This window comes from Sphingobium xenophagum, from assembly GCF_031457465.1.
GTDB classification, from domain to species: Bacteria; Pseudomonadota; Alphaproteobacteria; order Sphingomonadales; family Sphingomonadaceae; genus Sphingobium; species Sphingobium xenophagum_A.
The window spans coordinates 224,885-237,867 of sequence record NZ_JAVDWV010000005.1; the positions used below are offsets into that span (position 1 = coordinate 224,885).

At 62.9% G+C, this 12,983-nt stretch carries 11 protein-coding genes and 1 tRNA gene; 11 read left to right on the forward strand and 1 reads right to left on the reverse strand.

All coding sequences use genetic code 11. The features are described 5' to 3' along the window. The first annotated feature begins 1 nt into the window (after nt 1). From ychF to J2W40_RS06905, 5 genes are all read left to right on the forward strand, one after another. Nucleotides 2-1,102, forward strand: coding sequence for a redox-regulated ATPase YchF (gene ychF, locus J2W40_RS06885; RefSeq protein ID WP_310222976.1), 1,101 nt, complete (start codon nt 2-4; stop codon nt 1,100-1,102). Nucleotides 1,103-1,106: 4 nt separating this feature from the next. After that, nucleotides 1,107-1,640: a DNA-deoxyinosine glycosylase gene (locus J2W40_RS06890; RefSeq protein ID WP_310222978.1), complete on the forward strand. Its 534-nt coding sequence runs from the start codon at nt 1,107-1,109 to the stop codon at nt 1,638-1,640. 68 nt (nt 1,641-1,708) lie between these two features. Then, complete coding sequence (locus tag J2W40_RS06895) at nt 1,709-2,983, forward strand: alkaline phosphatase family protein (protein ID WP_310222979.1); 1,275 nt, start codon at nt 1,709-1,711, stop codon at nt 2,981-2,983. A gap of 21 nt (nt 2,984-3,004) precedes the next feature. Then, nucleotides 3,005-4,555, forward strand: a complete 1,551-nt coding sequence (locus J2W40_RS06900; protein WP_310222981.1) for an alkaline phosphatase D family protein — start codon at nt 3,005-3,007, stop codon at nt 4,553-4,555. A gap of 60 nt (nt 4,556-4,615) precedes the next feature. Beyond that, a complete protein-coding gene (locus J2W40_RS06905; RefSeq protein ID WP_310222983.1) occupies nt 4,616-5,080 on the forward strand; it encodes a MaoC family dehydratase in 465 nt (154 codons plus the stop codon). A gap of 37 nt (nt 5,081-5,117) precedes the next feature. Here J2W40_RS06905 and mutL read toward each other — a convergent pair whose 3' ends face one another. Next, the gene (gene mutL / locus J2W40_RS06910) at nt 5,118-6,899 is read right to left on the reverse strand and encodes a DNA mismatch repair endonuclease MutL (RefSeq protein WP_310222985.1); all 1,782 of its coding nucleotides are present in this window, start codon (nt 6,897-6,899) and stop codon (nt 5,118-5,120) included. 160 nt (nt 6,900-7,059) lie between these two features. Between mutL and J2W40_RS06915 the strand changes: the two genes are divergently transcribed. From J2W40_RS06915 to J2W40_RS06940, 6 genes are all read left to right on the forward strand, one after another. Further along, on the forward strand, nt 7,060-8,106 hold the full coding sequence (locus J2W40_RS06915; protein ID WP_310222986.1) for a rod shape-determining protein: 1,047 nt from the start codon (nt 7,060-7,062) through the stop codon (nt 8,104-8,106). 30 nt (nt 8,107-8,136) lie between these two features. Continuing rightward, a complete protein-coding gene (gene mreC, locus J2W40_RS06920; protein WP_310222988.1) occupies nt 8,137-9,054 on the forward strand; it encodes a rod shape-determining protein MreC in 918 nt (305 codons plus the stop codon). Continuing rightward, nucleotides 9,051-9,578, forward strand: coding sequence for a rod shape-determining protein MreD (mreD, locus tag J2W40_RS06925; RefSeq protein ID WP_310222990.1), 528 nt, complete (start codon nt 9,051-9,053; stop codon nt 9,576-9,578). Before mreC ends, mreD begins: the two co-directional genes overlap by 4 nt. Then, complete coding sequence (mrdA, locus tag J2W40_RS06930; RefSeq protein WP_310222993.1) at nt 9,575-11,614, forward strand: penicillin-binding protein 2; 2,040 nt, start codon at nt 9,575-9,577, stop codon at nt 11,612-11,614. Before mreD ends, mrdA begins: the two co-directional genes overlap by 4 nt. Continuing rightward, on the forward strand, nt 11,611-12,723 hold the full coding sequence (rodA, locus tag J2W40_RS06935) for a rod shape-determining protein RodA (protein ID WP_310222995.1): 1,113 nt from the start codon (nt 11,611-11,613) through the stop codon (nt 12,721-12,723). The genes mrdA and rodA overlap by 4 nt, the downstream gene beginning before the upstream one ends. A 134-nt stretch (nt 12,724-12,857) precedes the next feature. Then, nucleotides 12,858-12,933: transfer RNA gene (locus J2W40_RS06940), tRNA-Lys, on the forward strand. The last annotated feature ends 50 nt before the right edge of the window (nt 12,934-12,983 follow it).

Here is a 12,983-nt window from a genome sequence, read left to right on the forward strand (position 1 = left end):
AATGGGTTTTCGTTGTGGTATCGTCGGCCTTCCCAATGTGGGCAAGTCCACCCTGTTCAACGCGCTGACCGAGACGCAGGCGGCGCAGGCGGCGAATTATCCCTTCTGCACGATCGAGCCGAACGAGGGGCGCGTGGCTGTGCCTGACCCAAGGCTGGAGACAATCGCGAAGATCGGCGGGTCGGCCAAGATTATTGAGACGCAATTGGCGTTCGTGGACATTGCGGGCCTGGTGCGCGGCGCGTCCAAGGGCGAAGGGCTGGGCAACCAGTTCCTCGCCAATATCCGCGAGACCGACGCGATCGTTCATGTGCTGCGCTGTTTCGAAGATGACGACATCACCCATGTCGAAAATAAGGTCGATCCGATCGCCGACGCCGAGACGGTCGAAACCGAATTGATGCTGGCCGACCTCGAAAGCCTGGAAAAGCGCGTTCCCAACCTTTTGAAAAAAGGTGCACAGGGCGACAAGGAAGCCAAGGCGGCCGCCGCCGTTCTGGGCCAGGCGCTAGACCTGCTGCGCGATGGCAAGCCCGCGCGCCTGACGGTGCCTCGCGATGAGGAAGAAGCGCGGCTGTTCGCGCAGGCGCAACTGCTGACCGCCAAGCCCGTCCTCTATGTCTGCAATGTCGAGGAGGACAGCGCGTCCAGCGGCAACGCCCATTCGGCGCGCGTGTTCGAAAAGGCAGCGGCGGAAAATGCCAAGGCGGTGATCGTGTCCGCCGCGATCGAGGCCGAACTCGTCACCATGCCGGTCGAGGAACGGGCGGAATATCTTGAAGCGCTGGGCCTTGCCGAAGCGGGTCTCGCGCGGATCATCCGGGCGGGCTATGAACTGCTCGGCCTCATCACCTTCTTCACCGTCGGCCCCAAGGAAGCCCGCGCCTGGACCGTGGCGCGTGGATCGAAGGCTCCGCAGGCGGCGGGCGCGATCCATACCGATTTCGAAAAGGGCTTCATCCGCGCCGAAACCATGGCCTTTGACGATTATGTCCAGTTCAATGGCGAAGCCGGTGCCAAGGAAGCGGGCAAATGGCGGTCGGAAGGCAAAGAATATGTGACGCAGGATGGCGACATCATGCTGTTCCGCTTCAACGTCTGACCCTATGGCGCTGCGCCCCGGCCAGTCGCCTGCGCAGCGCAAGACCGCCTTCCCGCCCAGCGTCGATGCTGACACAAGGCTGCTGATCCTCGGCAGCCTGCCCGGCGATGCGTCGATCCGGCAGGGCGAATATTATGCCCATCGTGGCAACGCCTTCTGGATACTGATGGGCGATGTGCTGGGCGAGGATTTGCGCGGCCAACCCTATGCCATGCGGCTCAAGCGGTTGCGGTCGCGGGGCGTCGGCCTGTGGGATGTGATCGAAAGCGCGCAGCGTGAGGGGAGTCTGGACGGAGCCATTCGCGCTGCGGAATTGCGCGATCTGGGGGCGTTCATCGCCCGGCTGCCTAAATTGGCGGCGATCGGTTTCAACGGCAAGACCGCAGCCACGCAGGGGCGGCGCCAATTGGGCGACCGGCCGAGCCTGACGCTGATCGACCTCCCCTCCTCCAGCGGCGCCTATGCCAGCCTGTCGCGGGCCCAAAAGGCGGAGCGCTGGGCCGCCCTGCGCGCGTGGATCGACCCGCCCGAAGCCTAGTGTCACTTTACCGTCATGGCATCCCTGCTAAGCGGCTGTCTTCGCAAGCCCATAATCGCAGAGTCGTCATGATCCCTCGTTCGATAGCCGTTGCCCTTTGCCTCTCTCTGTCCGGTGTGCTGGGGGCCTGCGCTTCGGTCGAACAGCATCTGGCCATCGTGGCACAGGTGGAAGAACGCGCGCCGGTCACCATCCTGGTGTCGATCGACGGGTTCCACCCGGATTATCTGGAACGGGGCGTGACGCCTGTCCTGTCCGGGCTGGCAGCGGGCGGCGTCGAAGCGCCCATGCGCCCCTCCTTCCCGACCAAGACCTTCCCCAATCATTGGACGATCGTGACCGGCAAGCGGCCCGATCATAATGGCATCGTCGCCAACAGCATGGAGGATGTCACCCGCCTCAATGAACGCTTCACCATGGCGAGCGACGATCCCTATTGGTGGAATGAGGCGGAACCGATCTGGGTGACGGCGGAAAAGGCGGGAATACGCACGGCCACCATGTTCTGGCCCGGCTCCAACGTCGCCTGGGGCGGCACGCGCCTGCAGCAATGGCCCTATACATTGGACGGCGGCACCCGGCCGAGCGACTGGGCGCAGTTCAATCAGCAGGTCAGTGGCACCCAGCGCGTCAACATGGTGCTGGACGTCCTTCGCCGCCCGGCCGCCATCCGCCCGCGCTTCGTCACCCTCTATTTCGACATCGTCGATACGGCCGGTCATATTTATGGACCGGATGCACCGGAAACCGCGCGCGCGGCAACAGAGGTGGACGGCCATATTCGTGACCTGATCGACGGGCTGAAGACTATGGGGCAGCCCGCCAATCTCGTCATCCTGTCCGATCACGGCATGGCCGCCAGCGCCAGCGACCGGGTGGTGATATTGGACAAGGTCGCTGATCCGGCCGATTATCGCGTTGTCGAATCCGGGCCTTACGCCACGCTGGCGGCACAGCCGGGACGCGAAAAGGCGCTGGAAGCCGCTCTGCTCAAGCCCCACCCCCATATGCAATGCTGGCGCAAGGAAGCGATGCCCGCCCGTTTCCATTATGGCACCCATCGGCGCATCCCGCCCTATTTCTGCCTGGGCGAAACCGGGTGGGAGATTCAGCCGACCACCCCGACCTACGCCATAACCGGCGGCAGCCATGGCTGGGACGATCAGGCACTGGAAATGCGCGCATTGTTCATCGCGCACGGCCCGGCCTTCGCGGCAGGCAACAAGCCGAAGCGCGATTTCGCCAATGTCGATGTCTATCCCCTGCTCGCGCGCCTGATCGGCATCGCGCCCGTGCCCGGTGACGGTGATCCGGCCGCGCTTGCCCCCATCCTAACACACTGACATCCCTTCAGGACATTTGCCATGTTGACCCGTCGCCAGATACTGACCGCCGTTGCTATACCCGCCATCGGCGCACCCGCTCTATTGAAGGCGCAAAGCTGGTATGCGGGCTATCCCTTTTCGCTGGGGGTAACGTCCGGCGATCCGGCCGCCGATGGTTTCGTGATCTGGACTAAGCTTGCACCCAAGCCGTTCGAGCCACATGGCGGGATGCCGACCATCCCGCTGCCGGTGAAGTGGGAAGTCGCGAGCGACGATCGCTTCAGGACGATCGTGGCGTCAGGCGAAGCGACCGCACGGCCCGAACTTGGCCATAGCGTTCATGTCGAGGTCGCGGGATTACAGCCTGATCGTCCTTATTGGTATCGCTTTGCTCTGGCAGGCGACCAGTCGCCGCGCGGGCGGGCACAAACGTTGCCGCTGGCGTCGGCCAGCCCCAAGGCGCTGAAATTCGGAGTCGCCGGGTGCCAAAATTATGAGGACGGCCTGTTCACCGCCTTCCGCCATCTGGCGCGCGAGGATGACCTGAATTTCGTCTATCATTATGGCGACTTCATCTACGAATATAAGAAGCGCGGGCCGGACTATGACAAGGATGGGCTGCCAGTGCCGCAGGTGCGCCAGCATGTCGGCCAGGATTGTATCGACGTTGTCGACTATCGGCTGCGCTATGCCCAATATCTGAGCGATTACGATCTGCAAGCGGCACGCGCCAGGCACACATGGTTCCCGACGTTCGACGATCATGAGATCGACAATAATTGGGTCCAGGATTTCGCCGGCAAGGGGAACAGCCCCGCTGAAATATTCCGCCTGCGCCGCCAGGCGGGTTTGCAGGCCTGGTATGAATTTATGCCGGTGCGCGCGGCGATGATGCCGCGCAACGGCCTCATCACCAACGCCTATCGCGAAGCGCGGTTCGGCGATCTGATGTCGATCGACTTTCTCGACACCCGCTCCTTCCGCACCGATCAGCCCTGCAACGATGGGTTCAAACCCTATTGCCCCGGCATCGACGACAGCAAGGCGATGGTCATTTCCACCGAGGAGGAAAGCTGGCTGGTACGCAACATGACGCGGGGCCAGACGAAGTGGAATTGCGTGGCACAGCAGGTGATGATGATGTCGCTCGATCGCCGTCGCTATGCCGACGAGACGCAGAAAATCTACAATATCGACACTTGGGCAGCCTATAGCGTGCAGCGGAATCGATTGCTGGGCAAGATGCGCGGCCTCAACAATGTGATCGTGCTGACCGGCGACGAGCATCAGAATTTTGCGGGACTGCTCGACAATGGCGACAAGACCGTGGCGGTCGAATTCGTGTCCACCTCCATCTCATCGGGCGGCGATGGGTCAAACCTGCGCACCGGCAGTGATGTCATGCTCAAGAATAATGCGGAGCTGAAATTCATCAACGACCAGCGCGGCTATCTGGTCTGCGAAGTGACGCCCGACGCCTGGACAACGCAGGCGCGAGTGATGGATCAGGTGTCGATGCCGGGCGGCATGATCAGCACGCGCGCGACCATGACTGTGCCGCGCGGCCAGCCGTCGCTTCAAATCAGCTGACATTGACGTAAACGTCAAGCGCCTCTACAAAGCGGTCCATTGCAAAAGGATAGGCTGGCGATGGATGATATTCTCTATTTCGAGGACATACAGGTCGGCGACAGCTTTGCCTTCGGACCGCTGACGGTCACGCGCGAGGAAACGATCGCCTTCGCCGCCGAGTTCGACGCCCAACCCTTCCACCTGTCTGACGAGGCAGCGGCGACCACCCATTTCGGCACCTTGTCAGCCAGTGGGTGGCACACCACCGCCCTGTTCATGAAGATGTTCGTGACCGAGATGCAGAAGAATCCAGGGCGACAGGCCGCGAGCCTGGGCGCGATCGGCGTCGATGAACTACGCTGGCTCCGCCCACTGCGCCCCGGCGACACGCTGCGCGGCACAAGCGAAGTGATCGACAAGAAAGCCTCGCAAAGCCGCCCGGAAATGGGAATCGTGCGCAGCAAGGTGACGATCCTCAACCAGGACGATCAACCCGTGCTGACGATGATCCCGATCGCAATGTGGCGCACAAGGCCGATATAATCTGCGCGTTGGTAGTTATCTGGTTGGCGGGTTCGGATCACTTCCGCCCAAACAGCTTCTCAATATCCCCATGGCCCAGCTTCACCCAAGTCGGTCGCCCATGGTTGCACTGGCCCGATCGCGGTGTCACTTCCATCTCCCGGAGCAGCGCGTTCATTTCCGCGACACTCAGCACGCGGCCTGCACGGACCGAGCCGTGGCAGGCCATGGTCGCGGCGACGAGGTCGAGCCGTTCTTTCAGCGACAGAGCACTGTCATAGGCGGCAAGGTCATCGGCAAGGTCAGTGACCAGTCCCTGCACGTCCGACTGGCCAAGCATCGCAGGCACCGCGCGGACCAGCATCGCGGACGGGCCGAAGCGTTCCAATTCCAGCCCGAAGTCGCGCAGTTCCGCCGCGCGGGCTTCCAAACGGTCGCAGGCGGGCTCTTCCAGTTCGACGACTTCGGGCAGCAGCAGCGCCTGGCTGGCAACCCCCTGCCCCTCCATCGCCCGGCGCATCCGTTCCAGCGTCAGCCGTTCATGCGCCGCATGCTGATCGACGATGACAAGGCCATCCTCCGCCTCTGCCACGATATAGGTGCGGGCCACCTGGCCGCGCGCAACGCCCAGCGGGAAACTCTGGCCCTCAGGCGCCGGAGCGGCGGCCGGTTCGGCGCGGGCCTGGGGTGGTGGCGTCAGGAAGCTCGACCTCCGATCGCCGAAGGAGGAGGCCAACGGATTGTAACTCACCGAAGACGCCTCGAAAATCGGCATCGCGCCGATCGGCGTCGGCGACACCGGCTCGGAGCGCCAGGCGGACAGCGCGGCCGGATCAGCATTCTGAACCGCACGAAAGCCGTCAGCATCGAGCGCGCGGCGCAGGCCGGACACGATCATGCCCCGGATCATCGTAGGATCGCGGAAGCGCACCTCGGTCTTGGCGGGGTGGACATTGACGTCGACGTCGAGTGGCGGCACGTCAAGGAACAGTGCGACCACGGGATGGCGATCCCGCGCCAGCATGTCGGCATAAGCCCCCCGCAGCGCGCCAATCAGCAGCCGGTCTTTCACCGGCCGCCCATTGACGAACAGATATTGATGATCGCCCACCCCCCGATTGTAGGTGGGGATGGAGGCGACACCCGACAGGCGCACGCCTTCGCGTTCCAGGCTGACGATGACATGATTATCCGCCAGCGCCCGATCGGTCAGCGCGGCCACCCGTTCCTCCCGTGCCTCGCCCGCCTGCAGGCCCAGCGTCCGCCGACCATCATGTTCGAGCGCGAAAGCAACGGCGGGATGTGCCATTGCGAGACGGCGAACGATGTCGAGACAGGCGGCATATTCCGCCTTGGCCGAGCGCAGGAATTTACGCCGGGCTGGCACTTTGGCGAAAAGTTGCTCGACGGTGACGCGGGTGCCGGGAGGCAGCGCTGCCGGCCCTTCGGCGACCAACTGGCCATTGTCCACCGTGCGGCTCCATCCGTCCGCACCCGCCACCCGGCTGTCGATGGTCAGCCGCGCAACGCTGGCGATCGACGGCAGCGCCTCTCCCCGGAAACCGAGAGTCGCCACATTTTCAATGGCATCGTCATCCGGCATCTTCGACGTGGCATGGCGTTCGAGCGCCAGCGCCATGTCCGCCGAATCCATACCGCAGCCATCGTCGCTCACCTCAATCCGGTCCAGTCCCCCGCCCGACAGGCGGATGGAGAGCCGAGTCGCGCCCGCGTCCAAAGCGTTTTCGATGATTTCCTTCAGCGCGCTGGCGGGTCTTTCGACCACCTCACCGGCAGCGATACGATTGACCAGATGTTCGGGCAGGCGGCGTATTGACATTGATTAGGGACTAGCCCAAGCGAGCGCTTTCCGCGAGCCGCGATCCTGATTTTTTTGCACTGCAAAGCGCAAGAAGCGACGGACATACAGGCAGATGGAACAGCTTTCCGACCGGTCCCCCAGTCGCGTCGCGGGGACGGCGGGCGATACAGGATAAGGCATGTCGATCTTCTCGCGTCTCTTCAAATTCTCCTCGCAGGATATGGCCATCGACTTGGGCACCGCCAATACGGTGGTCTATGTGCGCGGTCGCGGCATTGTGCTGAACGAACCTTCGGTGGTGGCGGTCGAGACGCTCAACGGCGTTAAGCGGGTGAAGGCCGTGGGCGTCGACGCCAAGCTGATGATGGGCAAGACCCCGGACTCGATCGAGGCCATCCGGCCGCTGCGCGACGGCGTCATCGCCGACATCGACGTGGCGGAACAGATGATCAAGCATTTCATCACCAAGGTCCATGGCGGCAAGCATAGCCCGTGGCGCGCGCCGGAGATTGTCATCTGTGTGCCGTCAGGCTCCACCAGCGTCGAGCGTCGCGCCATTCGCGACGCCGCCAGCAACGCAGGCGCGCGCCAGGTCTTTCTGATCGAGGAGCCAATGGCCGCCGCGATCGGTGCCGACATGCCGGTGACCGAGCCGATCGGTTCGATGGTCGTCGATATCGGTGGTGGCACGACTGAAGTCGCCGTGCTGTCGCTGCGCGGCCTGGCCTACACCACCAGCGTCCGCGTCGGCGGCGACAAGATGGACGAAGCGATCGTTTCTTTCGTGCGCCGCCATCATAATCTGCTGATCGGCGAAGCCACTGCCGAGCGGATCAAGAAGCAATATGGCATCGCCCAGTCGCCCGCCGATGGCGTGGGCGAGACGATCCATATCAAGGGCCGCGACCTGGTAAACGGCGTGCCCAAGGAAATCTCGATCAACCAGGGTCAGATCGCTGATGCGCTGGCAGAGCCGATCAGTACGATCGTCGAAGGCGTTCGGATCGCGCTGGAAAATACCGCGCCCGAACTGGCGGCCGACATTGTCGACCAGGGCATCGTCCTGACCGGCGGCGGTGCGTTGCTCAAGGGGCTGGACGATGAACTGCGCGACGAAACCGGCCTGCCGGTGACGATTGCCGAAGATCCGCTGACCTGTGTCGCGATCGGCACCGGCCGCGCGATGGAAGACCCGATTTTCCGGGGCGTATTGCAAACCGCCTGATCGAAAGGCCAGAGCGAAAGGGACGCGTAAATGGCGCGGCCACCCAGCCTACGCCCCGGCATTAACCGAAGGGCGCAATATAGCCTGTTCGCCAGCTATGTCGCGGCGATTGTCGGGGCTGCCGCCGCCCTGCTGTTGATCGTCGTTGCGATTTTCGATCCCACCGGCTTTGCCGGACTGCGTGCTGCGACGGCCGAACTGACTCGCCCCCTGTCGTCGGGCCTGCGCAATATGGTCAGTGGCGTCAGTTCCGTTGACGAGGTGCTTGCCGGCTATTGGCGCGCCGGATCGCAAAATGTCGCCCTGCGCCGCCAGGTCGAGGCAGATCGCAATCGCATCATTGAAGCCAAGGCGATTGCCCAGGAAAATGCCCGCCTCAAAAAGTTGCTACGCCTCGTCGATGCGGACCAGAGCAGCCTCTTGACCGCCAGACTCATCAGTTCCTCGTCCAGCAGCGCGCGCCGCTTTGCGCGGCTCAATGCCGGGCGCTGGCAAAGCGTGCGGCCGGGTATGCCGGTGCGCGCGGCCGAAGGGCTGATCGGCCGCATCTACAGCACCACGCCCAACACGTCCGAAGTGCTGCTGCTGACCGACACCGGCAATATCGTCCCGGTGCGCCGGGCCAATGACAGCGTACCCGCCATCTCCACGGGCGCGGGTGATGGGTCGGTGGAAATTCGCGCGCTGTCGGCAGGGCGCAATCCGTTCAAGCCCGGCGATCTTCTGGTCACGTCCGGCATTGGCGGCATTTATCAGCCGAATATCCCGGTCGCCGTGGTGGTTCGGGTGCAAGGCGAAATCGCGTGGGGCTTTCCCCTGGCCAATCCCTCGCGCGTCGACGCCGTGGTCGTCGAACGGCCGTTCGAGGATGTCGTGACCCGGCCGGACCCCGCAGCCGAGCGCCTGTCGACGGAGGAAACCCCGCCCAGCAACATGGCGGGGCCATGATCGACCGTCACCTGCGCCATGTGTCGCGCCTGGGCAAACATCCCTCCCGGTTCAGATTGGCCGGAACGCCGGTCATAACCGTGATGATCGGGTCGCTTTCCGCCGCGCTGCCGCTGATTGCGCAATCGCCAATCATGCCACCCTTTGGCCTGTTACTGCTGCTGTCCTGGCGGTTGCTGCGTCCCGAACTGTGGCGGGCATGGATCGGCCTGCCGCTCGGCCTGTTTGATGACATGGTCAGCGGCCAGCCGATCGGATCGGCCATGTTTCTCTGGACAGTGACCCTGGTAGCGATTGATGCGGTCGAACATCGCCTGATATGGCGCAGTTACCGGCAGGACTGGCTAATTGCCGCTGTCGCCATTATCTTCTGCATTGCCACTGGTCTGTTCTTTGCGCGGATTACAGGTGGCGGTGAAGTGAGGTTGTTGTTGGTCGCGCCGCAAATGCTATGGACGATATTGTTATTTCCCTTCATCGTCCGGCAGTGCGCCCGGATTGATCGCTGGCGCGTGATGGCATGAAACTCCCCTTGCTCAAGCGCAAGACCCTGACCGAAGCCAGCCAGACCTTCACCTTCTCCCGGCGGACGATGGTATTGGGGGCCATCCAGGGCGGTTTCGGTGCGATGCTGGCGGCGCGCATGGCTTGGATCAGCGTCGCTGAAAATGAAAAATATGCGATGCTGTCGGAAAGCAACCGGGTCAATCTGACGCTCATTCCGCCGCGCCGGGGATGGATCATAGACCGCAATGGCCGCCCCCTTGCGAACAATCGTACCGATTTCCGCGTGGATCTGATCCCGCAGCGCGTTGTCGATGCGGACGCCACGATCCGGCATTTGGCCCAGTTGCTGAGCCTGGATTCGGACGAGGTTGAGCGCATTCGCGATGAACTGGACAAATCAGCGCGGTTTCGGCCCGTCCAGGTATCCGACAAACTGACCTATGAACAATATGCCGCCGTCAGCGTCCGCCTGCCCGACCTACCCGGCGTCGCACCCAGCCAGGGCTTTTCGCGCTACTATCCGGCCGGATCGACTGTAGGTCATCTGCTCGGCTATGTCGGCCCGGCTACGGCGGAAGACTATAAGGAGCGGCGCGATCCCCTCCTGATCACGCCAGGGTTCAAGGTCGGCAAGGACGGGCTGGAAAAGGCATTCGATCAGCATCTGACCGGCAAACCGGGTGCCAAGCGGGTCGAGGTGACCGCGCGGGGCAAAATCGTGCGGGAACTCACCACGCGCCCGGACATGCCCGGCAACCCGGTCAAGCTGACGATCGACGCGGGCTTGCAGGAATATGCGGGCCGTCGTCTCGCGACCCAGAGCGGGTCGGTCGTCGTGATCGACTGCGCCAATGGCGACGTGCTGGCGATGGCATCAATGCCCAGTTTCGATCCCAACAGCTTTTCCGATGGCATCAGCCAGTTGGAATGGGCGATGTTGTCGCAGGACGACCATGTGCCGTTGCGCAACAAGACGCTACAGGGCCTTTACCCGCCCGGATCGACCGTCAAGCCGATGGTGGCGCTCGCGCTGTTGGAAGCCGGGATCGGACCGCAGGAAACGGTCGGTTGTTCCGGCGCCATCCGGGTCGGGAACACCTTGTTTCACTGCCACAAGCGGCGCGGCCATGGTGCCGTCAACATGCGCACTGCCATCGCCCAAAGCTGCGACATCTATTTCTATCAGATGGCCCAGCGCATCGGCATGAACCGCATTGCGGAAATGGCCCGGCGATGCGGCATGGGGCAGCGCTTCGACCTGCCCTTCCCCAGCCAGAGCTACGGCACGGTCCCGGACCCGGCATGGAAGGAAAAGAAATATAACCAGAAATGGCAGGTCTATGACACGGTCAATGCGACCATCGGCCAAGGCTATATGCTCATCAACCCGCTCCAAATGGCTGTGATGGCGGCGCGACTGGCGACCGGCAAACAGTTGATGCCCAACTTCATTCATGGCGCGAAACGCCCGGCCCCCGCCTCGGTGGGTGCCTCCGAAGAGCATCTGGCGGTGATCCGCGACGCGATGAGCGCTGTGGTCAATGGCGGCGGCACGGGCGGCGCGGCCCGCATGGCCATTCCCGACGTGCTGATCGCCGGCAAGACTGGCACGGCGCAGGTCCGTCGCATCACGATGGCAGAGCGCAAGGGCGGCGTCCGGCGAGACGCATCGCTCGCCTTCAAGCTGCGTGACCATGCCCTGTTCCAGGGCTTCGCCCCCTTCGACAATCCGCGCTATGCCGTCGCCTGCATCATCGAACATGGCGGTCATATGATCCGCAACGAGGATGCGCCGATGATCGCCAGCGACACGCTCTCCTATCTGTTCGATCCCAAAAAGGCGACGGAGAAGCTTGAAGCGCTGGAAAAAGGCTGGGGCGGGACACCGGCTGAGCGACAGGCGCGACAAATGGCGGCCTTCCGCTTGGCCCGCGCCATCGAGAGGGGCGAAGTTCCGAAACCCGCCCCAGATAGCGGCAGCAACGTTGCCGATGCCGACAATGGCACCGCAACCGCTTCGCCGCCGCCCGGTAACGAGAGCGACGCGCCATGAGCCTCGTCCCGCATTCCCTGACCCAGTTTCCCTGGCGCGTGATGGTGCTGCTCCTTGCCATCGCCACGTTCGGCGTCCTGGTGCTGTACAGCGCGGCTGACGGCAACATCTTCCCCTGGGCGGTCAACCAGACGGTGCGGTTCTGCATCTTCTCGGCCATGGCGCTGGTCCTCAGCCGCATTCCCGTCGAACTATTCTCGCGCTTTGCCTTTCCTGCCTATGGTTGTGTGCTGGCGGCCCTGGTCGTCGTCGAACTGATCGGCGGCGTCAGGGGGGGCAGCCAGCGCTGGATCAATCTGGGCTTCATGCAACTCCAGCCTTCCGAATTCATGAAGCCGATCATCGTGCTAGCGGTCGCGCAATTTTACGCCATGCTGCCGGTGGGCGAAATTCGCCGCTGGAACGCCATCTGGCCTGCGCTGGTGCTGATAGGCCTGCCTTGGTCGATGGTACTCATACAACCGGACCTTGGCACGGCCACCATGATCCTGGCGGGCGGCGTGACCGTCATGTTCCTGGCCGGACTGCCTATGCGCCTGTTCGTGGGGGCCGGGCTGACCCTTGCCGCGATCGTCCCGATCGCCTTCAGCTTCCTGCATGACTATCAGCAAAAGCGCGTCCTGATCTTCATGGCCCCCGAAAGCGACCCGCTAGGCGCAGGCTATCATATCAGCCAGTCGAAGATCGCCATCGGTTCGGGCGGCATTTGGGGCAAGGGCTTTCTCCAGGGATCGCAAAGCCATCTCGACTATCTGCCCGAAGGTCATACCGATTTCGTCTTCGCCACCATGGCGGAAGAATGGGGACTGGCGGGCGGCATAGTGCTGATCGGCGCCTTTATGCTGCTGTTCCGCTGGGGCTTGCGCGTGGCGATGCGGACGCCCGATAAATTTGCACGCCTGGTCGCGGCAGGACTGACCACCACCATCTTCTTCTACGTCGCGATCAACCTGATGATGGTGATGGGCCTGGCACCAGTCGTCGGCATTCCCCTGCCCTTCATGTCCTATGGCGGCTCGTCGATGCTGACGGTCATGCTGTGCGTGGGCATTATCATGGCGATCGACCGCAGTAACAAACGTAGCAGCAGTCATAGAAACTGGGCCTGAGACTGATGCGCTGTCACGGGGCTGAAACTTTTTGCGCTGCAACGCAATTTAGGGTTTGCGAATCCGGCCGACACTGCTAATTGCCCGCCCACGCCAACGGACACTGGGACATCCAGCCAGTCTAATGCCGGTGTGGACGCATAGCTCAGTTGGTAGAGCAGCTGACTCTTAATCAGCGGGTCCTTGGTTCGAGCCCAAGTGCGTCCACCATTTTTCCAATAGCTTAGCTCGATCCCTCCGGGGCCACCGTCTTAGAAAGA